The organism is Enterobacter cloacae complex sp. P29RS, assembly GCF_014893445.1.
In the GTDB taxonomy this organism is placed as follows: domain Bacteria; phylum Pseudomonadota; class Gammaproteobacteria; order Enterobacterales; family Enterobacteriaceae; genus Enterobacter; species Enterobacter intestinihominis.
Genome location: NZ_JADBPZ010000021.1, coordinates 1 through 21,532, shown reverse-complemented (window position 1 = coordinate 21,532; position 21,532 = coordinate 1). Strand labels below are relative to the sequence as shown.

21 protein-coding genes are annotated in these 21,532 nt (G+C 56.1%); 16 read left to right on the top strand and 5 right to left on the bottom strand.

Features of this window, described 5'->3' with window-relative positions:
• The first annotated feature begins 219 nt into the window (after nucleotides 1–219).
• Complete coding sequence (locus tag IM282_RS15975; RefSeq protein WP_022647204.1) at nucleotides 220–438, top strand: DUF2754 domain-containing protein; 219 nt, start codon at nucleotides 220–222, stop codon at nucleotides 436–438.
• A 3-nt stretch (nucleotides 439–441) separates the two neighbouring features.
• Here IM282_RS15975 and ddlA read toward each other — a convergent pair whose 3' ends face one another.
• Nucleotides 442–1,539: a D-alanine--D-alanine ligase gene (gene ddlA, locus IM282_RS15970; RefSeq protein ID WP_022647205.1), complete on the bottom strand. Its 1,098-nt coding sequence runs from the start codon at nucleotides 1,537–1,539 to the stop codon at nucleotides 442–444.
• 104 nt (nucleotides 1,540–1,643) lie between these two features.
• Between ddlA and IM282_RS15965 the strand changes: the two genes are divergently transcribed.
• The 5 genes from IM282_RS15965 to adrA all read left to right on the top strand — a co-directional run bounded on the left by IM282_RS15965 (nucleotide 1,644) and on the right by adrA (nucleotide 6,000).
• A complete protein-coding gene (locus IM282_RS15965; RefSeq protein WP_192970629.1) occupies nucleotides 1,644–2,327 on the top strand; it encodes an extensin family protein in 684 nt (227 codons plus the stop codon).
• Between the two features lie 169 nt (nucleotides 2,328–2,496).
• Complete coding sequence (locus tag IM282_RS15960) at nucleotides 2,497–3,720, top strand: multidrug efflux MFS transporter (protein WP_023299423.1); 1,224 nt, start codon at nucleotides 2,497–2,499, stop codon at nucleotides 3,718–3,720.
• A gap of 199 nt (nucleotides 3,721–3,919) precedes the next feature.
• Nucleotides 3,920–4,180 (top strand): anti-adapter protein IraP, encoded by a 261-nt coding sequence (iraP, locus tag IM282_RS15955; protein ID WP_003859148.1) that lies wholly within the window; start codon nucleotides 3,920–3,922, stop codon nucleotides 4,178–4,180.
• Nucleotides 4,181–4,473: 293 nt separating this feature from the next.
• On the top strand, nucleotides 4,474–4,794 hold the full coding sequence (psiF, locus tag IM282_RS15950) for a phosphate starvation-inducible protein PsiF (RefSeq protein ID WP_022647208.1): 321 nt from the start codon (nucleotides 4,474–4,476) through the stop codon (nucleotides 4,792–4,794).
• Between the two features lie 102 nt (nucleotides 4,795–4,896).
• Nucleotides 4,897–6,000 (top strand): diguanylate cyclase AdrA, encoded by a 1,104-nt coding sequence (gene adrA, locus IM282_RS15945; RefSeq protein ID WP_192970628.1) that lies wholly within the window; start codon nucleotides 4,897–4,899, stop codon nucleotides 5,998–6,000.
• Nucleotides 6,001–6,016: 16 nt separating this feature from the next.
• Here the strand turns inward: adrA and proC are convergent, their stop codons facing one another.
• Nucleotides 6,017–6,826 (bottom strand): pyrroline-5-carboxylate reductase, encoded by an 810-nt coding sequence (gene proC, locus IM282_RS15940; RefSeq protein ID WP_023305563.1) that lies wholly within the window; start codon nucleotides 6,824–6,826, stop codon nucleotides 6,017–6,019.
• Nucleotides 6,827–6,923: 97 nt separating this feature from the next.
• On the opposite strand from proC, the gene IM282_RS15935 reads away from it, so the two are divergent.
• From IM282_RS15935 to ppnP, 5 genes are all read left to right on the top strand, one after another.
• Nucleotides 6,924–7,382, top strand: coding sequence for a YaiI/YqxD family protein (locus IM282_RS15935; RefSeq protein WP_192970627.1), 459 nt, complete (start codon nucleotides 6,924–6,926; stop codon nucleotides 7,380–7,382).
• A 144-nt stretch (nucleotides 7,383–7,526) separates the two neighbouring features.
• Complete coding sequence (aroL, locus tag IM282_RS15930; protein ID WP_022647212.1) at nucleotides 7,527–8,051, top strand: shikimate kinase AroL; 525 nt, start codon at nucleotides 7,527–7,529, stop codon at nucleotides 8,049–8,051.
• A 44-nt stretch (nucleotides 8,052–8,095) separates the two neighbouring features.
• Entirely contained in the window at nucleotides 8,096–8,287 is a 192-nt protein-coding gene (yaiA, locus tag IM282_RS15925; protein WP_023305565.1) for a protein YaiA, read from the top strand.
• A 236-nt stretch (nucleotides 8,288–8,523) separates the two neighbouring features.
• Nucleotides 8,524–9,201: an AroM family protein gene (locus IM282_RS15920; protein WP_003859133.1), complete on the top strand. Its 678-nt coding sequence runs from the start codon at nucleotides 8,524–8,526 to the stop codon at nucleotides 9,199–9,201.
• Between the two features lie 71 nt (nucleotides 9,202–9,272).
• On the top strand, nucleotides 9,273–9,560 hold the full coding sequence (gene ppnP, locus IM282_RS15915; RefSeq protein WP_003859131.1) for a pyrimidine/purine nucleoside phosphorylase: 288 nt from the start codon (nucleotides 9,273–9,275) through the stop codon (nucleotides 9,558–9,560).
• Nucleotides 9,561–9,607: 47 nt separating this feature from the next.
• Here the strand turns inward: ppnP and rdgC are convergent, their stop codons facing one another.
• Nucleotides 9,608–10,522 (bottom strand): recombination-associated protein RdgC, encoded by a 915-nt coding sequence (gene rdgC, locus IM282_RS15910; protein ID WP_058645975.1) that lies wholly within the window; start codon nucleotides 10,520–10,522, stop codon nucleotides 9,608–9,610.
• Between the two features lie 123 nt (nucleotides 10,523–10,645).
• On the opposite strand from rdgC, the gene mak reads away from it, so the two are divergent.
• Complete coding sequence (gene mak, locus IM282_RS15905; RefSeq protein ID WP_003859127.1) at nucleotides 10,646–11,551, top strand: fructokinase; 906 nt, start codon at nucleotides 10,646–10,648, stop codon at nucleotides 11,549–11,551.
• Nucleotides 11,552–11,638: 87 nt separating this feature from the next.
• On the opposite strand, the gene sbcC is transcribed toward mak, so the two are convergent.
• Together sbcC and sbcD are read right to left on the bottom strand one after the other, a co-directional pair.
• Nucleotides 11,639–14,770: an exonuclease subunit SbcC gene (gene sbcC, locus IM282_RS15900; protein ID WP_192970626.1), complete on the bottom strand. Its 3,132-nt coding sequence runs from the start codon at nucleotides 14,768–14,770 to the stop codon at nucleotides 11,639–11,641.
• Nucleotides 14,767–15,972, bottom strand: a complete 1,206-nt coding sequence (gene sbcD / locus IM282_RS15895) for an exonuclease subunit SbcD (RefSeq protein WP_155024988.1) — start codon at nucleotides 15,970–15,972, stop codon at nucleotides 14,767–14,769. Before sbcD ends, sbcC begins: the two co-directional genes overlap by 4 nt.
• 187 nt (nucleotides 15,973–16,159) lie before the next feature.
• Between sbcD and phoB the strand changes: the two genes are divergently transcribed.
• From phoB to proY, 4 genes are all read left to right on the top strand, one after another.
• The gene (gene phoB / locus IM282_RS15890; RefSeq protein WP_003859122.1) at nucleotides 16,160–16,849 is read left to right on the top strand and encodes a phosphate response regulator transcription factor PhoB; all 690 of its coding nucleotides are present in this window, start codon (nucleotides 16,160–16,162) and stop codon (nucleotides 16,847–16,849) included.
• A 21-nt stretch (nucleotides 16,850–16,870) separates the two neighbouring features.
• Nucleotides 16,871–18,166 (top strand): phosphate regulon sensor histidine kinase PhoR, encoded by a 1,296-nt coding sequence (gene phoR / locus IM282_RS15885; protein ID WP_023299433.1) that lies wholly within the window; start codon nucleotides 16,871–16,873, stop codon nucleotides 18,164–18,166.
• A 409-nt stretch (nucleotides 18,167–18,575) separates the two neighbouring features.
• The gene (gene brnQ / locus IM282_RS15880; protein ID WP_003859118.1) at nucleotides 18,576–19,895 is read left to right on the top strand and encodes a branched-chain amino acid transporter carrier protein BrnQ; all 1,320 of its coding nucleotides are present in this window, start codon (nucleotides 18,576–18,578) and stop codon (nucleotides 19,893–19,895) included.
• A gap of 81 nt (nucleotides 19,896–19,976) precedes the next feature.
• The gene (gene proY / locus IM282_RS15875) at nucleotides 19,977–21,350 is read left to right on the top strand and encodes a proline-specific permease ProY (protein WP_017383160.1); all 1,374 of its coding nucleotides are present in this window, start codon (nucleotides 19,977–19,979) and stop codon (nucleotides 21,348–21,350) included.
• Nucleotides 21,351–21,532 lie beyond the last annotated feature (182 nt).

Here is a 21,532-nt window from a genome sequence, read left to right as displayed (position 1 = left end):
ATACGCGTCGTACAGGGTGAGTGTGACAGGTCATAGCATTTGTCAATATCAGAATCGTGGGAAATTCGGCTCAGGATTTCTCCTGGATTGTCGATTTCTGCATCACGTCACAAATTGATAACATAAGTGAAACTGCGCTGCTTTTCAGAATTTACGTATCCGCCACAGACGGCTTTATCAAACTGTGAGAGGATAGTTTTTTTTTCTGCCGGAGTTGTCATGAAGCTCACTTCCAAACTACGCCGTGACTGGCATTACTACGCCTTTGCGATCGGGCTGATCTTTATACTCAACGGTGTTGTCGGGCTGCTGGGATTTGAAGCGAAGGGCTGGCAAACCTATGCGGTTGGGCTGGTGACCTGGGTAATCAGTTTCTGGCTGGCGGGATTCATTATCCGCCGTCGTCCCGATGAGACGACGGCAGAGAAAGCCGACTAACCGTCAGTTAACAGAGCTTTTCAGGGCGCTGTCAGCGGCGTGACGCTCCAGCGCCAGTTCAATCAGGCGGGTGATCAGTTCCGGATAGCTTATTCCGCTGGCCTGCCACAATTTCGGGTACATGCTGATATTGGTAAAGCCCGGCAGGGTGTTGATTTCGTTAATCACTACCTCGTTATCCGCCGTCAGAAACACATCGACGCGCGCCATCCCACTGCATCCCAGCGCCTGATAGGCTTCAACGGCGATCGCCCGGATCTTGTCGTTAACGTCAGGATCGAGCGCGGCGGGAACCACAACCTGGGCACCTTTGTCGTCAATATATTTGGTGTCGTAGGAGTAGAAGTCGCTATTCAGCACCACTTCACCACAGGTACTCGCCTGCGGGAAGTCGTTACCCAGTACGGCGCACTCAATTTCGCGCCCGTTAATTCCCTGCTCAACCACCACCTTGTGGTCAAACTCAAAGGCCAGACGAACGGCATCGTTAAACTGTGCTTCGCTGGTGACTTTGCTGACGCCGACGGATGAGCCCTGATTCGCCGGTTTCACGAACAGCGGCAGGCCGAGTTGCGCCTGGATCTGCGCGAAGCTGTGTTTATCGCGGTTGGCGCGAGTGAGCGTGACGAACGGTGCAATATTCAGACCGGCGTCGCGCAGCAGACGTTTAGTGACGTCTTTATCCATGCAGGCGGCAGAACCCAGCACATCGGAGCCGACAAACGGCAGGTTCGCCATCCGCAACATGCCTTGCAGGGACCCGTCTTCGCCCAGCGTGCCGTGAACGATAGGGAACACCACGTCAATCTGTGCCAGCGCCTGCGCGTTCCCGGCATCGATAAGCTGTCCCTGTGCCACGCCTGGAACCGTTGCGACGCTGATATCAGAAGGATTAAGGGCGATGCGCGCCGGATCATCAGCGTGTAACAGATACTGGCTGGCATCGTTAACATGCCACTGGCCCTGTTTATCAATGCCCAGCAGCACCACGTCAAAACGGCTTTTATCAATCGCATCAACGATATTTTTAGCCGATTGCAATGACACCTCGTGCTCTGATGATTTTCCCCCAAAGACAATACCTACGCGCTGCTTTGCCATCTCACTCTCTTCCAGTCTGACGAAAAGCCAATAACATACCACGATGCCCGGCGGGTTTCGCGGCCTTCTGCCATAATGTTTTGAGGGATGTTGAAGGGGGGCGCGTGAAAGGAAAAGGTCTGCTTATTCTTATTGTTATTGCCGGGATCGCCACGGTGGGCTACCGCTGGTTGCCGCCGCATTACAACCCTTTCGTGCCGCTTACGCTTGACGATCCGCCTGGAAAAATAACCCAGTTTAAACTCCGGCGCTTAACGCCGCAGGCGTGCGCAAACCTGTTAGCGCAGGCGAATCAACGCCAGCTTATCCGTACCCAGGCGGTCGCTGACAGCGCCGGTGAGTGTCCGCTGAGTAACGTGGTGCGCGTGCGCGATTTTGGCCCGGTCAGCCTGAACGGCAGCTTCCTTGCCAGTTGCCCGCTGGCGTTAAGCTCGGCGCTGTTTGTCAGCCAGCAGGCCCGGCCGCTCACCAAAACCTGGACCGGCAGCGAGCTTACGCGTATTGAACATCTGGGCAGCTTCGCCTGCCGCAATATCTACAGCCGCCCGGATGCGCGGCGCAGCGAACATGCCACGGCGGATGCGCTGGATATCAGCGCTTTCAGGCTGGCAAACGGACAGCGTGTTACCGTCCTCAACGGCTGGAAAGCGGAAAAGACGCAGCCCTGGCTACAGGCGCTGTTGTCGGCAAGCTGCGGCTATTACGGTAACGGTCTGGGGCCGGACTACAATGCCGCCCATGCCAACCATTTCCATCTGGGAATGCGCGGCTATGGCTTATGTCGATGAAGCATAATCTTCCGCCGAAAATTGGATAGATTGTGACTTATCTCACAAATATGATGACTGGGAAGATAAAACACCAAAGTCTGCAAGGCCGCATCTCTGGCGCTATGTCATTGCGCGTAACTTGCTAATCTGTCGGCGAATTCGCCTAAAAATGAAGACTATTTCTGTTATGGAATCCTGGAAAGTTAACCTCATTTCAGTCTGGTTCGGCTGCTTCTTCACCGGACTGGCTATCAGCCAGATATTGCCCTTCCTGCCGCTTTACGTGTCGCAGCTGGGGGTCACTTCCCATGAAGCGCTCTCTATGTGGTCCGGCCTGACGTTCAGCGTGACGTTTCTGGTGTCCGCCATTGTGTCACCGATGTGGGGCAGCCTTGCGGATCGCAAGGGGCGCAAGTTGATGCTGCTCCGCGCCTCGCTGGGGATGGCGATAGCCATTTTGCTCCAGGCCTTCGCCACCAACGTCTGGCAGCTGTTTATTCTGCGGGCGATAATGGGGCTGACCTCCGGGTACATTCCGAATGCCATGGCGCTGGTGGCCTCACAGGTACCGCGCGAGCGGAGCGGCTGGGCACTCAGCACGCTTTCCACGGCCCAGATTAGCGGTGTAATTGGCGGCCCCCTGCTCGGCGGCTTCCTGGCTGACCATGTTGGGCTGCGCGCGGTCTTTATCATTACCGCCATCCTGCTAACGGTCAGCTTTCTGGTCACCCTTTTTCTGATTAAAGAGGGCGGTCGGCCTGTCGTCAGCAAATCAGAACGCCTGAGCGGAAAGGCGGTTTTCGCCTCGCTACCTTATCCTGGCCTGATGATTAGCCTTTTTGTGACAACGATGGTGATCCAGCTCTGTAACGGCTCGGTGGGACCGATTCTGGCGCTGTTTATCAAGTCGATGGCACCGGACAGCAGCAACATTGCTTTTCTGAGCGGGATGATTGCCGCCGTGCCGGGCGTGTCGGCGCTGATGTCCGCTCCGCGTCTGGGGAAACTGGGCGACAGGATCGGTACGGCACGCATTCTGATGGCAACGCTCATCATTGCGGTGATCCTTTTCTTTGCCATGTCGTTCGTCACAACACCGCTTCAGCTCGGGGTGTTGCGCTTCCTGCTTGGCTTCGCGGATGGTGCTATGCTGCCCGCTGTACAGACGCTGCTGGTGAAATATTCCAGTGACCAGGTAACCGGCCGCATTTTTGGCTACAACCAGTCGTTCATGTATTTAGGCAACGTAGCGGGCCCGCTTATTGGCGCCTCGGTCTCGGCGATGGCGGGTTTCCGCTGGGTATTTGCCGCGACGGCGGTGGTGGTGCTTCTTAATATTATTCAACTGGCCTTTGCCTTGCGCCGTCGCCGGCGAATCGCTGAGGCAAAGTCAGCCCGGCAAACACGATAATATATTATTAATTCTTATGATGGCCGCATTTTTATATAACGAAATGCGGCTTCTGTCTTTTAGAAAAACGTTTCGCTTGCGCTCCGAAATATCTTTTTTGGCAGCAATGTCACTTTTGCATAAGATAAAACCAATCCATGCTTTTCATTATTCAGTGAGGGTGTTAATTTCAGGGGAAATCACATAAGGACATAGCACCATGAAAAATCTCATTGCTGAGTTGTTGGTTAAGCTTGCCCAAAAGGAAGAAGAGTCGAAAGAGCTGGTTGCCCAGGTCGAGGCGCTGGAGATCGTTGTGACGGCGCTGTTGCGACAGATGGCAAAACCAGAGCAGGAGGCGTTGATCGACAACGTTGAAGGCGCGCTGGAAAAAGCTCGCCCTGATTCACAGGTGCCTGCAGAGGACGCGGAGCTGCTTCAGCAATACGTAAAGAAGCTTTTAAGGCATCCTCGCAGTTAACCCGCCAGAGGTGAAATGACGTGTCACAGAATTGTCATGCAGGATGCCTGGCGTCGCTCTGTTTTTATTTTTACCCTGTTACCATAGGGAAATTAAAATGAAGCAGAGCACACTTTTCACCGCATTAAACTCGCTCGTAATTACCTCCTCCGTTCCTGCGAAACCGGTTAATAATAATCGCGCTGCGACGGGACTGAAATAACCCTGAATCACGGTGAAAATCATGGTGCAGGGTGGTTTTTTTCCCGTAACGAACCAGACTTAACGTGGAACTTCACATAAAGGATGGTGCAATGAAAACAACAATACTGGTTACCCTGCTCTCTGGCCTGTGTCTGATCGCCTCAGCACATGCGGAAGAGAAAACGTTAACGCCCCAGCAGCAGCGCATGACGACCTGTAACCAACAGGCGACCTCGCAAAGTCTGAAAGGGGATGCCCGTAAAACGTATATGAGCGACTGCCTTAAAAATGGTACGACCAAACCGGGTGAAAAAAGCCTGACCCCGCAGCAGCAAAAAATGCGCGAGTGCAATGCCCAGGCGACACAGCAGATGCTGAAAGGCGACGATCGCAGCAAGTTTATGAGCGCGTGCCTGAAAAAACAGGCGTAGTGCTAATGGGTGAGTCACGGCTGTGGCTCACCCAAAATTTCATACTTTCCCCGCTATCCCCCTCTCTATAATTTGGGAAAATGTTTCAGAATATTCCCAAAAATGATGAATGATGAGTTTTATGACAATCACGAGAACATTCGGGAAGCGTGGTATCAGCAGCTTTCTCAGGATGACTCATACCGTTCCGGTCTGCGATTTGCCCGGCGAATACGGCTGGCACGCATCGTTGGTCTGGCGGCGCTGTTTGTTCCGCTTGCCAGCGTTCTGGTGAGTCAGCTTCTTTCTGGCGTCTGGTGGTTGCTATTGGTGGGCTGGGTCTTTGTCTGGCCCCATCTGGCCTGGCAGCTGGCTTTTCGTTCGACCTGCCCCCACAGCGGTGAAATCGTTAATCTGAAAATCGATGCCATCATTGCTGGCGTCTGGGTGGGATTAATAGGGTTCAATGCGCTGCCAACGGCGGCGCTGATCGTGATGATCGGCATGAACATGATGGGATCGGGGGGATGCCGCTTATTCCTGACAGGACTTGCGCTGCTTGCTCTGTCTGCCCTGCTCACCGTGCAATCCACGGGTACTCCTGTGCTATTGACCTCTGAACCGCTGGCGTTGTGGCTGACGCTCCCCGTGCTGGTGGTCTACCCCATGCTGTTTGCCTGGCTCAGCCACCGCACGGCGATCCGGCTGGCAGAGCATAAGCGTCGGCTTGAGCTGATGAGTACCCGCGACGGAATGACCGGCGTGTTCAATCGCCGTCACTGGGAAACGTTGCTGCGTAACGAATTTGAGGCCTGCCGTCGCAGCCATCGACAGGCGACGATACTGCTCATCGATATCGATCACTTCAAGACGATCAACGACACCTGGGGGCATGACGTGGGGGATGAAGCGATTGTCGCCATCACGCGCCAGCTTCAGCTGACCCTGCGCGCAGGCGATTATATTGGCCGCTTCGGGGGAGATGAATTTGCGGTGATCATGTCCGGCACGCCTGCCGACAATGCGATTGCGGCGATGGCGCGCGTCCATGAAAGGCTGGTCAACATGCCGCTGCACGGAGCACCTATGGCGAGGTTGTGTATCAGCGTTGGGGTTGCCCCCTGGGGGGCGCAGTTCACGCACTATCGTGAATGGCTAAAGGCCGCGGACGTGGCCCTCTATAAAGCCAAAAATGCCGGACGGGGTCGCACCGAAGTGGCCGCCTGACGCCCGGCGTTACGCATCAGGACTTACTCAGCTTCTCTGATTTTTCCATGCATTTTTCCATCGCCTCGATCACGGCGGAGCGGAACCCGCGCTCTTCCAGCACGCGCACGGCTTCAATGGTTGTGCCACCCGGCGAGCACACCATATCTTTCAGTTCGCCCGGATGTTTACCCGTTTCCAGCACCATTTTGGCCGAGCCCATCACCGCCTGCGCCGCAAATTTGTAGGCCTGCGCGCGCGGCATACCGCCAAGTACGGCGGCATCGGCCATGGCTTCGATAAACATAAAGACATACGCCGGGGCAGAACCACTCACGCCGACAACCGGGTGGATCATCGGTTCGGCAATCACTTCCGCTTCGCCGAAGCAGCGGAAAATGTTCAATACATCCGCCACCTCTTCAGAAGTAACCAGCGCGTTCGGGGTAACGGAGGTCATACCGGCATTTACCAGCGACGGGGTGTTTGGCATGGCGCGAACAATCTTACGGTCGTGCCCCAGCGCGCGGGCGAGCTGGTCGAGGGTCACGCCTGCGGCAATCGACACCACCAGGCTCTCTTTGTTCAGGCTGGAGGTGATCTCGCTCAGGACTTTAATCATGATATTCGGCTTAACGGCGCCAAAGACAATGTCCGCCACCTGAGCCACTTCCTGCGCGCTTTCGGCGGCGTTGATACCATACTCATCACGCAGCGCCGCGACTTTATCCGGGGATGGGGTGAAGACCCAAATCTGCCCCGGCAGCACCTGGCCGCTGGCTATCAGTCCACCGAGGATAGCTTTACCCATGTTTCCGCAGCCGATAAACCCGATTTTCTTATCCATCACGTCTCTCCGTTATTATGCGTTGTTATCTCTCATTGATAGCTTAACAACGAAATGCAGGCGACAATAGTCGCCAGAATCATAATGGGGAGACACTATGGCGATTTGGGTTGATGCGGACGCGTGTCCGAATGTGATTAAAGAGATTTTATTCCGCGCCGCCGAGCGGGTGCAGATGCCGATGACGCTGGTGGCGAACCAGAATATCCGCGTGCCGCCCTCCAGATACATCCGATCTCTGCGCGTTCCGGCCGGGTTCGACGTGGCAGATAACGAGATAGTACGCCTGTGTGACGCAGGAGATCTGGTGATCACGGCGGATATCCCGCTGGCTGCCGACGTGCTGGCGAAGGGGGCCGCGGCGCTTAACCCGCGCGGCGAGCGCTACTCTCCGGCAACGATCCGGGAGAAGCTCACCATGCGTGATTTTATGGATACCCTGCGTTCCAGCGGCGTGCAAACCGGTGGGCCGGACAGCCTGTCGCAGCGCGATCGCCAGCAGTTTGCCGCCGAGCTGGATAAATGGCTGCTGGAAGTGAAGCGCCGCCCGGCGTAGCCCACCTCCGGGCTGTTTTGTGGTACAGTGTGACTTCCACAGGCTTGTCATTCCGTACCGCTTTGCAGTAAAGTTAGCGCAACATCTTCTGCAATCATTTCTTTACAGCCTTCAGTTATCCGGCAGCAAGGGGAACACCTGGTTATGAACCCACCCATCTTTTTAGTTGGCCCTCGCGGCTGTGGGAAAACCACCGTTGGTCTGGAGCTGGCGCGTCTGTGCCAGAGTCAGTTTGTCGATACTGACCACTGGCTCCAGGAGAATGCCGGTAAGACCATCGCCGATATCGTGGAGAATGAGGGGTGGGAGAGCTTTCGTGCGCGCGAAACGGCCACGCTGGAAGCGGTGACCGCACCGTCGACCGTGATTGCGACCGGTGGAGGCATTATTCTGGCGCCGTATAACCGCCAGTTTATGCGCGAAAAGGGTGTCGTAATCTACCTTTGTGCCCCGGTTTCTACGCTGGTGGGGCGGCTGGAGGCGTTTCCGGAAGAGGGACAGCGCCCGGCGCTGACCGCGAAACCGCTGAGTGAAGAGGTCAGCGACGTCCTCGCCGAACGCGATGCACTGTACCGCGAGGCGGCACACCACGTTGTGGATGCGTCAGCGTCACCCGAGAAAGTTGCGATTCAGATTATTACCGCCCTGCGTTTGGCTTGCGCCAGCTAACAGCCGTCTATACTCATAGCTCAGACATAAAAAAAGGATGAGCTATGCCAACCAGACCTCCCTATCCACGTGAAGCCCGCATCGTTACCGTTGAAAAAGGTAATAGCGATCAGACCGTAACCTGGTACCAGCTGCGTGCCGATCACCCTAAACCTGATTCGCTGATCAGCGAACATGAAACCGAACAGGAAGCGCTGGATGCGAAACGGCGCTATGAGGATCCCGAGAAGTCCTGACAAGAATCCGAATTCGTTACAACCGTGCCTGAATCACATTTTTAACTTATCGCTGATGTTAAGCAGCAGTTAATATTTAGTTATTACAGGTAGATTTGGAAAGGCCAGTCGATCTTTACATTACGGTGTAGAGATCCCCTGCTACGCTTGGTGCTGTTTTGTTGAAAAAATGAACAGTGCAGCGTAGTGAGCCTGTACTTGTGTGGCAGTTGTGGTAGTAACGGAAGGCGATCAAAATGAAGGCGACGTTGGCGATCCTCACGATTGGTGTGGTGCCTGTAAGCGAAGTATTACCGCTCTTAACCGAGCATGTCTCTGAACAACAAATTACGCATCTCAGTCTGTTAGGGAAGCTCAGTCGGGAAGAGGTCATGGAAGACTACGCGGTCGGAGAGGGGGAAGATCCCCTGGCAACGTTACTCAGTGACGGTAAACTGGCGCACGTGTCACGCCAGAAAATTGAGCGCGCGCTACAGGGTGTGATCGAAGTGCTCGACAATCAGGACTATGACGTCATTTTGCTGATGAGCACAGCACCCGTTAAAGGACTCAGCGCGCGTAATGCCATTCTGCTCGAACCGATGCGGATTATCCCCCCGCTGGTGGCGTCAATTGTTGATGGTCATCAGGTGGGCGTTATCGTTCCCGTAGAAGAACTGCTGGATAACCAGACGGTGAAGTGGGCCGCGCTGGAGCACACCCCGTTGTACGCGCTGGCAAACCCGTTCTGGGACAGCGAAGCGAAGCTGATTGCGGCCGGGCAGGAGTTGATCGACAGAGGGGCGGATGTCCTGATGCTGGACTGCCTGGGCTTCCATCAACGGCATCGTGATTTACTGCAAAAGGCGCTGGATGTTCCGGTGCTGCTCTCTAACGTCCTGATGGCGCGCCTGGCGTCAGAATTACTGGTGTAATGATTTTGCGTGACAGGTCATGAGCATGGCCCCTATAGTGGATTTTTCTCTATAAATATAAGGGCCAGTTCATGCTTCAAAGTAACGAATACTTTTCCGGTAAAGTGAAATCCATTGGTTTTACCAGCAGCAGCACTGGCCGCGCCAGTGTCGGCGTCATGGCGGAAGGGGAATACACCTTTGGCACCGCAGAAGCGGAAGAGATGACGGTGGTCAGTGGTGCGCTGAACGTCCTGCTGCCGGGTGAAACGGAGTGGAAAGTCTATAGTGCCGGGCAGGTGTTCAACGTGCCGGGCCACAGCGAGTTCCATTTGCAGGTTGCAGAGCCAACCTCTTATCTGTGCCGCTATCTGAAATAAAAGCATGCCGGGTGGCGCATTCGCTTACCCGGCCTACGTTTTGCCTGTCAGCGCTGCGCTTCGCCGCCGAGACCTTCCACCAGGTTCTGAATTAACGCCGCCAGCTCGCCGGTCATCAGGATAAAGTCTGCGTCAAAGCGCTGAGCATAATCTTCGCGGTCGATATCTTCGTTCTGATCGCGCAGTTCATCGCAGAACTTAAGGCGCTTCACGGAGCCGTCATCACACATCACAAACTGAATGCGCTGCTGCCAGTCGAGTGCCAGTTTGGTCACCACTTTGCCCGCTTCAATGTGCACGGCGATTTCGTCGCTCACCAGATCCTGTTTCTTCGCGCGGATCACGCCGCCATCTTCCAGCAGCGCTTTCAGCTCTGCTTCATCAAGGATCTGGAAGCCCTGCGCGGCAGTCCCGCTGCGCACCCACTCAGTCAGGGTCAGCTCAATCGGCGTCTCCAGTGCCAGCGGTACCACCGGTAATGAGCCAAGGCTCTTACGCAGCAGCGCCAGCGTATCTTCCGCTTTTTTGGCGCTGGCGCAGTCGACCATGATCAGCCCGTTCACGGTGTCGATCCACATCATGGTCTGGCTAAAGCGGCTAAAGGCGCGCGGCAGCAGCGAGTGCAGCACTTCATCCTTCAGTGAATCTTTTTCGGTTTTTTTAAGCTTACGGCCCTGTTCAGCTTCCAGCTTGACGATCTTCGCTTCGAGCGCCTGCTTCACCACAGGCGTCGGCAGGATCTTCTCTTCTTTGCGGGCGCAAACGATGATTTGCCCCGTGCTGCTGGCGTGGGTCAGCGCATCGCTTTGAGAACCCATTGGCGGAACCCAGCCGGTTTTTGCCATATCCTGGCTACCGCAAGGGGTAAAGGAGTAAGCGGCTAACTGTTTTTCCATCTCTTCTGCACGCAGCGAAACGTCGCGGCTGAGACGGTAAACCATCAAATTTTTGAACCACAGCATGATAATTTCCACGGCCTTGTCGTTAAATCAGCGGGCATGATAACGAATTGTCGCATCGCTTGCATTGCTAATCGGGAAGTGGGCTTCTACTCTGTTGATAATCAAAATAATGAGGAGTGTCTTGTGCGTATTGGGATTGATTTGGGCGGCACCAAAACAGAAGTTATTGCGTTGAGCGAGCAGGGGGAGCAACTGTTTCGCCACCGTCTGCCTACGCCGCGCGATGATTATCACCAGACCATAGAGACGATTGCCCGTCTGGTCGATATGGCAGAGCAGGCAACGGGCGAGACGGGCACGGTCGGGATGGGGATCCCCGGCTCCATTTCGCCGTATACCGGCGTGGTGAAAAATGCCAACTCCACCTGGCTCAACGGTCAGCCGTTTGATAAAGACTTAAGCCAGCGTCTGAACCGGGAAGTGCGTCTGGCAAATGACGCTAACTGCCTGGCGGTCTCTGAGGCCGTAGATGGCGCAGCGGCTGGCGCGCAGACCGTATTTGCGGTCATTATCGGTACCGGCTGCGGGGCGGGCGTGGCCTTCGGTGGGCGCTCGCATATTGGCGGCAACGGCACCGCAGGTGAGTGGGGGCACAACCCGTTACCGTGGATGGACGAAGATGAACTCAAATACCGTGCCGAGGTGCCGTGCTACTGTGGCAAGCAGGGCTGTATTGAGACCTTTATTTCCGGCACGGGGTTTGCCACCGATTATCATCGTCTGAGCGGCCAGCCGCTGAAAGGCAACGAGATTATGCGTCTGGTTGAGGAGCAGGATCCGGTGGCTGAACTGGCGCTCAGCCGCTACGAAATGCGGTTGGCTAAATCACTGGCGCATGTGATCAATATCCTCGATCCGGACGTGATTGTGCTGGGCGGCGGCATGAGCAACGTTGACCGGCTGTACGCGACGGTGCCAACGCTGGTGAAACAGTGGGTATTTGGGGGCGAATGCGAAACGCCGATCCGCAAAGCCGTCCATGGAGATTCCAGCGGTGTGCGCGGCGCGGCGTGGCTCTGGCCGGAATAAACGCAAAACGGCAACTTGCGTTGCCGTTTTTGATGTTTGTACCCTCTCCCACAGAGAGAGGGCCAGGGTGAGGGCAACATCCCCCATTTACTGCACCGCAAACTCCCTGTCCAGCCTGCTATACCCCAGCCCGTTGATCTTCTTCACCTTGATCTGCACCGGAATACGTTCTTTCATTGCCTCTACGTGGCTGATCACGCCGATGGTTTTCCCGGTGGCGTTCAGCGCGTCGAGCGCATCCAGCGCGGTGTCCAGCGTTTCGCTGTCGAGTGTGCCGAACCCTTCATCCAGGAAAAGCGAGTCAATGCGCGTTTTGTGACTGACCAGATCGGAAAGCGCTAAAGCCAGCGCCAGACTGACGAGGAAACTTTCCCCGCCGGACAGGGTACGGGTATCGCGTACCGCATCGGCCTGCCAGGTATCAACCACCTCCAGCTCCAGCGCGTCGCTGGCTTTACGCTGAAGCAGATAGCGGCCATGCAGACGGTTGAGCTGCTGGTTGGCAAGCCACACCAGATTATCCAGCGTCAGCCCCTGGGCGAATTTACGGAATTTATCGCCGGTGCTGGAGCCTATCAGTGCATTGAGATAGCCCCAGTCGTCAGCCTGACGCGCCGCCTCCTCAATCTGCTGCATAATCGCCTGCTGGTGCAGACGGTTATCGGCGTCCTGTTTGAGCTGCTGGCGGATCTCCCCCTGACGCGTGGTGTTTTCACGAAGCTGTTGCGCCAGCTGGTGTAACTGCGCCTGAAGGGTTGCGGCGTCGGTTTCCAGCCCCTCGGGGCGCTGTGCCTGATGCGCCTGAAGCTGCTGGTTTGCCTGTACGGAGAGCGCCGTGGCCTGCTGGAGCTGGTTCTCCAGCGTCTGCTTTTGTTGTTCAAGCTGGCGGATCGACGCTTCATCCAGCAGGGCGGAGAGAAATGCTTCCCGATCGGCAAAGCAGCTCGCGGTCAGCGCGGCGTTGAACTGAGCCTGTGATTGCTGGAGCCGTTCACGCTCAAGCGTCTCCTGTTGCTGTAGGGTGGTGAGCTGACTTTGCAGCGACACGCATTCGTCGTGGATGCCGCGCCAGTTCTCAGGGATAACCGCGTCGGCTTCTGCATCATTGGTAACCGGCAGCGTCTCCAGAATGGGCATCAGGGCGTTAATACCTTCCTGAATCGTACCGTGCTGGGCCTGTTTTTCCTGCCACAGGGTATATTCGCTTTCGCGCGCGCTCAGCCAGGCGCTTTCAGCCCCTTCATCGGGCACGCTAAGCGACAGCGACTCTAGCGAGGCTGCCAGCGCCTGACGCGTCGCCGTCAGCTGCTGCTGGTACTGGCGCGCCTGATCTTCCTGTTCATTGAGCTGGTTTTGCAGCGTCAGACGCTGGCTAAGCTGATACAGCTGGCGTTCATACTGCTCCTGTTCGCTCATCCAGGGGGCAATATCATCCTGAATATTCAGCGCTATGTTCAGGGAGGTGCAGACCTCCAGCCACTCTTTAGTGAGTGCTTGCTCTTCCTGAGAGAGGGCCTGTACTTCCTCTGTCTCGCGCTGGATCTGTTGGGTGAGCGCATTCACCTGCCCGAGCACCAGCAATCCTTCCTCTTTTAGCGCGGCAACCTCTTTCTCCAGCGCGTCGCGGCGGCGCTGATTGTCGGTCAGTTCAAGCGCCTGATACTGCACAACTGCCGGGTGTTCGCTTGAACCGCAGAGCGGGCAAGGTTTACCCGCTTCGAGCAGTGCACGATAGTTCTCAAGATCCTTGATTGTTGCCTCACGCTCACAGAGCGCTTTCAGGTCGGCATAGTGCTGATTTTTCTCTTTGAACTGCTGACGCCGCAGGATCAGCGTTTCATTGAGCTTAGCCTGCTCAGCCTGCGCTTTCTGCACGCTTTCCGCATTCTGACGCAGCCGTTTTTGCAGCGGCTGATAGCGAGCGTGAAGCGCAGTCAGACGCTGGCGGAGCGCCCGCGATTGTGCCTGTTGCTCCATTGCCGTCGCGAGATCCTCAGCCGTCAGCGTCAGCGTACTCTCCGGCATCTCAGCCAGTTTCTGACGAAGCTCAGCCATACGCGCTGACTGGGCCACAAGCTGATTTTTATCGCGACTCAGTTGCGTAAAATGCGCCCGCCAGCCGGTAATTTCCTGCCCCCACTGACGGAAACGATCGTGTTCGGTTAGCCACTGCGTCAGTACCGTGTGTTCTGTCCGCAACTGTTCACGGTTGTGCAGCGCACCGTTGCGAATACGCGAGCGCTGCGCCGCTCTGTCGAGTAAGCGAGTATTTACTTCAACAATTCGCGCTGTTGTCTGCGCCAGGCGGGTGGTCTGCTCCTGCTGATACTCCCACAGCGGACGTAGCTGGGCGGCGGGCTGTGCCAGCTGGAGCTTCGCCAGTTGCGGCGCGGCGTCCGTCAGAGCCTGTTGCGCCTGCTGCTGCGAAGCGGCTGCGCGTTGCTGCTCACGTATCAGCTCGTCGTTACGCGTAAGCCACTGAAAATCTTTCTGTTGGCTCTGCTGCTGTGCCAGCAGGATTTTTTCTTCGTCAGTAAGTGCCTGCAAACTTTGCTGCAAGTGCTGCTGCTGTTCCTCGCTCAGCAGCACAACGCCTGCGGCCTGCGCTTCGCACATCTCCAGCGCGTTGCGTGCCGCTTTGTGTTTTTCAAAAACCATGGCGGAAATGTGGCCGTAAATTTCCGTGCCGGTCAGTTCCTCCAGCAGCTCTGCCCGATCGCTCGGTTTAGCATTCAGGAAGGCGGCAAACTGCCCCTGAGAGAGCAACATCGAGCGGGTAAAGCGACCATAGTCCAGCCCGGTGAGTGCGGCGGTTTGTTCCAGCTTATCCGTGACTTTATCGGCCAGAATTTTGCCGTCTTCGCAGCGGGCCAGCTCAACGCGCGGTGCCTGTAAGTTCCCGTCTGGCTGGTTGCGGGCGCGGTTCTGGCTCCAGAAAGCGCGATAAGCAACGCCTTTGACCTCAAATTCCACTTCAGCCAGGCATTCGGCGGTATCGCGCGTCATCAGGTCGTTTTGTGCCTGAGAGACCTTATTAAGACGCGGTGTTTCGTGGTAAAGCGCCAGGCAGATGGCATCCAGCAGCGTGGTTTTACCCGCGCCGGTTGCGCCGGTGATGGCAAACAGCCCATTGCTGGCGAAAGGCTCCGCGGTGAAATCGATTTTCCACTCACCCTTTAGCGAATTCAGATTTTTCAGACGCAGGCTCAGAATTTTCATGCGTTTTCGTCCTCGTCATTGAGGGAATGCAGGGTATGGGCAAACAGCTCGTTAAGCCTGGTGCGCCTGGCCTCGTCCACTTCTTCATGCGCAAGCCGCCGCGCGAACACCTCTTCAACCCGAAGTTCGCTAAGCGTTTCACGCTGGGCGTTCAGCAGAATTTTCTCGCGCTGCTCGCGGCTGCGACGTACCAGCAGCACCTCTACGGGAAGGTCTTCCGTCAGCGTCTGAATTTTACGCTGCATATCGTACAGGTAGTCATCGGTGGCGATTTCGATATCGAGCCAGACGGGGGGATTAAGCACTGCGCCGCGCCACTGCTCAAGCTGAGCGGTAATGGCGGCCAGATCGCCTTTCAGCACCGCCAGCGGCTGGGTGACCGGCACCTCAAGCGTCTCAACGGCGCTAAGTTGGCCTTCGGTGAAGCTCACCAGATGCACGGATTTGGCTTTGCCCGTTTCGTCAAAACTGAGGGAAATGGGCGAGCCGCAGTAGCGAATATGCTCGCATCCCCCGACGATCTGGGCCCGGTGAATATGCCCGAGGGCAATGTAGTCGGCGGGAGGAAAGTTTTGCGCTGGAAACGCGTCCAGCGTACCGATATAAATCTCGCGCACCGCGTCACTCTTACTGGCCCCGACGGTGGTGAGGTGCCCGGTGGCAACGATAGGAATGGCCTGTTCGCCGCGCAGGGCGCAGGCTTCCGTATGCTGCTGGTGATAATAGCGGGTGATGGCCTGCAACAGATGCTGCTGTTTTTCGCTCCCGGACAGGCCTGCCTGGCTTTGCACGATATCGCGCGGGCGTAAAAACGGAATTGGGCATAGCACCGCGCCCGGCGTGCCATCACGTTTTTTCAGGATCTGCGGCGCGTGTCCGGCGCTGGCCACCACGGTGGTATTGAGGAACGCCAGAATATCGCGGGATTCATTCAGCGTCGCCACCGAGTCATGGTTTCCGGCGACAATCACCAGGTGACAACCGGTTTGCTGGAGGTTGACCACAAAACGGTTGTACAGCTCACGCGCATAGCTCGGCGGCGATCCGGTATCAAAAATGTCGCCCGCCACAATAATTGCGTCCACCTCGTGAGCCTGAGCCGTCTCCAGCAGCCAGTTCAGGAACGCTTCATGTTCCGCGGCGCGGCTTTTGCTGTAAAAATTTTGACCCAGGTGCCAGTCTGAGGTGTGAAGTATGCGCATAAGAGATCCGTGGCAATAATAAGAAAGCAGGATTATAAACGTTCGGGGAACGGAAAATAACCGCTGTAATAAAACAACAGTTTGCTATTTATCGTGGTAATGTTTTTCATAAATCTGTCATAAATCTGACGCATAATGACGCCGCATTACAGACTTGTAACTTAAATACGATAAGACAGGGCAAAGTATGGCGAGACGTATTCTGGTCGTAGAAGATGAAGCTCCGATCCGTGAAATGGTGTGCTTCGTGCTTGAACAAAATGGCTTCCAGCCGGTTGAAGCGGAAGATTATGACAGCGCGGTGAACCAGCTGAATGAACCCTGGCCCGATCTGATCCTGCTGGACTGGATGCTGCCTGGCGGTTCCGGATTGCAGTTTATCAAGCATATCAAACGCGAGGCGATGACCCGCGATATCCCGGTGGTGATGCTGACGGCGCGCGGTGAGGAAGAGGATCGCGTGCGCGGTCTGGAAACCGGCGCGGACGATTACATCACCAAACCGTTCTCCCCGAAAGAGCTGGTGGCGCGTATCAAAGCCGTGATGCGCCGTATTTCACCGATGGCGGTGGAAGAGGTGATTGAGATGCAGGGCCTGAGCCTGGATCCTACCTCACACCGGGTCATGACCGGTGAAAATCCCCTCGATATGGGCCCCACCGAATTTAAACTCCTGCACTTCTTTATGACACACCCGGAGCGCGTTTACAGCCGCGAACAGTTGCTGAATAACGTCTGGGGAACTAACGTCTATGTCGAAGACCGAACGGTTGACGTCCATATTCGCCGCCTGCGTAAAGCACTGGAACTGAGCGGCCACGATCGCATGGTACAGACGGTCCGCGGCACGGGTTATCGCTTCTCGACCCGTTTCTGAACAATGACAGGAGTGTGACGCGTGCTGGAACGTCTGTCATGGAAAAGGCTCGTCTTTGAACTGATCTTATGCTGCATTCCGGCCCTCATTCTGGGGGCTATTTTTGGCTATCTGCCGTGGTTTTTACTGGTGGCCGTGACGGGGTTGCTCGTCTGGCATTTCTGGAATTTACTGCGTCTTTCCTGGTGGCTGTGGGTCGACAGAAGTATGACACCCCCGCCGGGAAGCGGGAGCTGGGAACCGCTACTCTACGGCCTGCACCAGATGCAGATGCGTAATAAAAAGCGCCGTCGTGAGCTGGGAAGCCTGATAAAACGCTTTCGCAGCGGCGCGGAGTCGCTGCCGGACGCAGTGATCCTGACGACGGAAGAAGGGACCATCTTCTGGTGCAATGGCCTCGCACAGCAGCTGTTGGGCCTGCGCTGGCCGGATGATAACGGTCAGAACATCCTCAACCTTCTGCGCTATCCCGAGTTCACGCTGTATCTGAAAACGCGTGATTTTAGTCGTCCGCACAATTTGAAGCTCAATAACGGTCGCCATCTTGAAATTCGCGTGATGCCCTACAGCGATCGGCAGTGGCTGATGGTGGCGCGGGATGTCACCCAGATGCATCAGCTTGAGGGCGCGAGACGTAACTTCTTTGCCAACGTCAGCCACGAGCTGCGTACGCCGTTGACGGTGCTTCAGGGCTATCTGGAGATGATGCAGGAGCAAACGCTTGAGGGGGCGCCGCGTGAGAAAGCGCTGCATACCATGCGCGAACAGACGTTCCGCATGGAAGGGCTGGTCAAACAGCTACTAACGCTTTCAAAAATTGAGGCTGCCCCGTCGCTGGCGCTAAACGACATCATTGATGTGCCGATGATGCTGCGAGTGGTGGAGCGCGAAGCCCAAACGCTGAGCCATAATCAACACACCCTGAGTTTTGATGTTGATAACACGCTGAAAGTGCTCGGCAGTGAAGATGAGCTGCGAAGCGCTATCTCAAACCTGGTCTATAACGCCGTGAATCATACCCCGACAGGGACGCATATCGCGGTGCGGTGGCAGCATACTCCGGCAGGGGCTGAGTTTAGCGTCGAGGACAACGGGCCGGGGATTGGGCCTGAACACCTCCCGCGTCTCACCGAACGGTTCTACCGGGTGGATAAGGCGCGCTCGCGGCAGACCGGCGGGAGCGGACTGGGGCTGGCAATTGTGAAGCATGCCGTCAGCCACCACGAAAGCCGGCTCAATATCGAAAGCACCCTGGGTAAGGGCACGCGCTTTAGCTTCGTGATTCCGGAACGATTAATTGCCAAAAAAAGTGCCTGACAGCGTATGTGTCAGGCTACCTTTCCACGGGCCAGCGATTGCTGGCCCGTTTGCTTTGCAGTCAAGCGAAACGCGAGTGAATATTATACGGCTGGTGCTTTTTTGTTCGCATGATTAGCCATGAGTTTTTCTTATACATGGCATATTATTTTGGTCTGAATTTTCATGCTGGCATATTGTTCTGGTTTTACGATCCCTTCTTGCCTTTAAACGTTATAAGCGTTTAAATTGCCCCCCATATACTGTCAGACCGACTGTATTTGCGTGGTAAATCGAAAAACTATTCTTCGCCACGCCTGGACGGGAGCATATCCCGCTGAAATTGAGCAAATTTTCCGCTGTATCGTCCCGTCAGGGATGGCGAAAATCTCAACGTATTCAACACCACATCCACAGGCAGTAAGGTTTTATGACCCATCACTTGAAATCGCGTGACATTATCGCGCTGGGCTTTATGACATTTGCGCTGTTCGTTGGCGCAGGTAACATCATTTTTCCTCCAATGGTTGGCTTACAGGCGGGTGAACACGTCTGGACGGCTGCGTTTGGCTTCCTGCTTACTGCCGTGGGCCTGCCGGTACTGACCGTTATCGCGCTGGCGAAAGTCGGTGGCGGTGTGGACAGCCTCAGCACCCCGATTGGCAAAGTGGCTGGCGTTCTGCTGGCAACCGTCTGCTATCTGGCTGTTGGCCCGCTGTTCGCAACCCCGCGTACGGCGACCGTCTCCTTTGAAGTGGGTATTGCCCCGCTGACCGGTGACGGCGCGATGCCGCTGTTTATTTACAGCCTCATTTACTTCGCCATCGTGATTCTGGTTTCTCTCTATCCGGGCAAACTGCTGGATACTGTGGGTAACTTCCTGGCACCGCTGAAAATTGTGGCGCTGATTGTGCTGGCGGTTGCGGCCATCGTCTGGCCTGCGGGGCCCATCAGCTCCGCGATGGACGCCTACCAGAACGCGGCGTTCTCAAACGGTTTCGTGAACGGCTATCTGACGATGGATACGCTTGGCGCGATGGTGTTTGGTATCGTTATCGTTAACGCCGCGCGTTCCCGCGGGGTGACCGAAGCGCGTCTGCTGACTCGCTACACCATCTGGGCTGGCCTGATGGCCGGTGTCGGCCTGACGCTGCTGTATCTGGCGCTGTTCCGTCTGGGTTCAGATAGCGCAACGCTGGTCGATCAGAGCGCAAACGGCGCGGCGATCCTGCATGCTTACGTGCAGCACACCTTTGGTGGTGCAGGCAGCATGCTGCTGGCGGCGCTGATTTTCCTGGCCTGTCTGGTGACGGCGGTGGGTCTGACCTGCGCCTGCGCGGAGTTCTTCGCTCAGTATCTGCCGCTTTCTTACCGCACGCTGGTGTTTATCCTCGGCATCTTCTCCATGGCGGTGTCAAACCTCGGTCTGAGCCACCTGATTCAGGTCTCAATTCCGGTGCTGACGGCGATCTATCCGCCATGTATCGTGCTGGTAGTGCTGAGCTTCACCCGTCCGTGGTGGCATAACTCCACGCGAATTATTGCGCCAGCCATGTTTATCAGCCTGATTTTTGGTATCCTTGACGGGATCAAAGCATCAGCATTTGCAGAAATCCTGCCAGCCTGGACACAGCGTCTGCCGCTGTCCGAGCAGGGCCTGGCCTGGCTGATGCCTTCCGTTGTAGCGCTGGTTCTGGCGATTATCTGGGACCGTGCGGCAGGGCGTCAGGTGACATCCAACGCCCATTAATCAACGGCAACAAATTGTTTAACCACGGGGCTTAAGGCCCCGTGGTTTTTTGTTTTTTTCGTGTTGAATGGCAAGATTTTAATGGAAAGCACTAACAAACTTAAACGTGGATTGAGCACCCGCCACATCCGCTTTATGGCGCTGGGCTCGGCTATCGGTACCGGTCTTTTTTATGGCTCGGCAGATGCCATCAAAATGGCCGGTCCAAGCGTTCTGCTGGCCTACATCATCGGCGGCGTGGCGGCGTATATCATCATGCGCGCCCTTGGCGAAATGTCGGTTCACAACCCCTCTGCCAGTTCCTTCTCCCGCTACGCGCAGGAAAATTTAGGCCCGCTGGCCGGGTTTATCACCGGCTGGACCTACTGCTTCGAAATCCTGATTGTTGCCATTGCCGATGTGACGGCGTTTGGTATCTATATGGGGGTCTGGTTCCCCGCCGTGCCGCACTGGATCTGGGTGCTGAGCGTGGTGCTGATTATCTGCGCCGTTAACCTGATGAGCGTGAAGGTGTTTGGCGAGCTGGAGTTCTGGTTCTCCTTTTTCAAGGTCGCGACCATTATCATCATGATCCTCGCCGGTTTCGGCATTATCATCTGGGGGATCGGCAACGGTGGACAGCCAACCGGCATTCACAACCTGTGGAGCAACGGCGGCTTCTTTAGCAACGGCTGGCTCGGGATGGTCATGTCGCTGCAGATGGTCATGTTCGCCTATGGCGGAATCGAGATTATCGGCATCACCGCCGGGGAAGCGAAAGATCCGGAGAAGTCTATTCCGCGCGCCATCAACTCGGTGCCGATGCGCATCCTGGTGTTCTACGTGGGCACGCTGTTTGTGATTATGTCCATCTACCCGTGGAACCAGGTGGGCACCAACGGCAGCCCGTTTGTCCTGACTTTCCAGCATATGGGCATTGCGTTTGCCGCCAGCATTCTCAACTTTGTGGTGCTGACCGCCTCGCTGTCGGCCATCAACAGTGACGTGTTCGGCGTGGGCCGTATGCTGCACGGCATGGCGGAGCAGGGCAGTGCGCCGAAGGTGTTTGCCAAAACGTCGCGTCGCGGTACCCCGTGGGTAACGGTGCTGGTCATGACCGTGGCGCTGCTGTTCTCGGTCTACCTGAACTACATTATGCCAGAGAACGTCTTCCTGGTGATTGCGTCGCTGGCGACCTTTGCGACGGTGTGGGTGTGGATCATGATCCTGCTGTCGCAGATTGCGTTTCGTCGCCGTCTGTCGCCAGAAGAGGCCAAAGCGCTGAAGTTTAAAGTGCCGGGCGGCGTGCCAACGACCATTGTCGGTCTCATCTTCCTGGTCTTCATCATTGGCCTGATTGGTTATCACCCGGATACCCGTATTTCCCTGTACGTGGGCTTCGCGTGGATCGTCCTGCTGCTGGTGGGCTGGATGTTTAAATGTCGCCGCGATCGTCAGCTGGCGGAAGCACAGTAACATTCTTTTCCCCTCTCCCCACAGGGCTGAGGGTTCCCCACAAATTAATGCGAGCACTGAGCAATCCCCTCGCCCCTCCGGGGAGAGGGTTAGGGTGAGGGGAACATACGGCGGTGGTGGTCATTCCGTTCACTTTATGTTCCTTGCTACTCTGTAACGACATGACCGGTGAACGTGCCAGG

Excerpts from the sequence above, each read along its gene's own strand:
- proC (WP_023305563.1), bottom strand. The coding sequence starts at position 6,826 with ATGGATAAGAAAATCGGGTTTATCGGCTGCGGAAACATGGGTAAAGCT.
- iraP (WP_003859148.1), top strand. The coding sequence starts at position 3,920 with ATGAAAAATCTCATTGCTGAGTTGTTGGTTAAGCTTGCCCAAAAGGAA.
- IM282_RS15960 (WP_023299423.1), top strand. The coding sequence starts at position 2,497 with ATGGAATCCTGGAAAGTTAACCTCATTTCAGTCTGGTTCGGCTGCTTC.
- rdgC (WP_058645975.1), bottom strand. The coding sequence starts at position 10,522 with ATGCTGTGGTTCAAAAATTTGATGGTTTACCGTCTCAGCCGCGACGTT.
- brnQ (WP_003859118.1), top strand. The coding sequence starts at position 18,576 with ATGACCCATCACTTGAAATCGCGTGACATTATCGCGCTGGGCTTTATG.
- IM282_RS15935 (WP_192970627.1), top strand. The coding sequence starts at position 6,924 with ATGGCGATTTGGGTTGATGCGGACGCGTGTCCGAATGTGATTAAAGAG.
- sbcC (WP_192970626.1), bottom strand. The coding sequence starts at position 14,770 with ATGAAAATTCTGAGCCTGCGTCTGAAAAATCTGAATTCGCTAAAGGGT.
- adrA (WP_192970628.1), top strand. The coding sequence starts at position 4,897 with ATGATGAATGATGAGTTTTATGACAATCACGAGAACATTCGGGAAGCG.
- ppnP (WP_003859131.1), top strand. The coding sequence starts at position 9,273 with ATGCTTCAAAGTAACGAATACTTTTCCGGTAAAGTGAAATCCATTGGT.
- proY (WP_017383160.1), top strand. The coding sequence starts at position 19,977 with ATGGAAAGCACTAACAAACTTAAACGTGGATTGAGCACCCGCCACATC.
- IM282_RS15975 (WP_022647204.1), top strand. The coding sequence starts at position 220 with ATGAAGCTCACTTCCAAACTACGCCGTGACTGGCATTACTACGCCTTT.
- phoB (WP_003859122.1), top strand. The coding sequence starts at position 16,160 with ATGGCGAGACGTATTCTGGTCGTAGAAGATGAAGCTCCGATCCGTGAA.
- psiF (WP_022647208.1), top strand. The coding sequence starts at position 4,474 with ATGAAAACAACAATACTGGTTACCCTGCTCTCTGGCCTGTGTCTGATC.
- yaiA (WP_023305565.1), top strand. The coding sequence starts at position 8,096 with ATGCCAACCAGACCTCCCTATCCACGTGAAGCCCGCATCGTTACCGTT.
- aroL (WP_022647212.1), top strand. The coding sequence starts at position 7,527 with ATGAACCCACCCATCTTTTTAGTTGGCCCTCGCGGCTGTGGGAAAACC.
- sbcD (WP_155024988.1), bottom strand. The coding sequence starts at position 15,972 with ATGCGCATACTTCACACCTCAGACTGGCACCTGGGTCAAAATTTTTAC.
- IM282_RS15920 (WP_003859133.1), top strand. The coding sequence starts at position 8,524 with ATGAAGGCGACGTTGGCGATCCTCACGATTGGTGTGGTGCCTGTAAGC.
- ddlA (WP_022647205.1), bottom strand. The coding sequence starts at position 1,539 with ATGGCAAAGCAGCGCGTAGGTATTGTCTTTGGGGGAAAATCATCAGAG.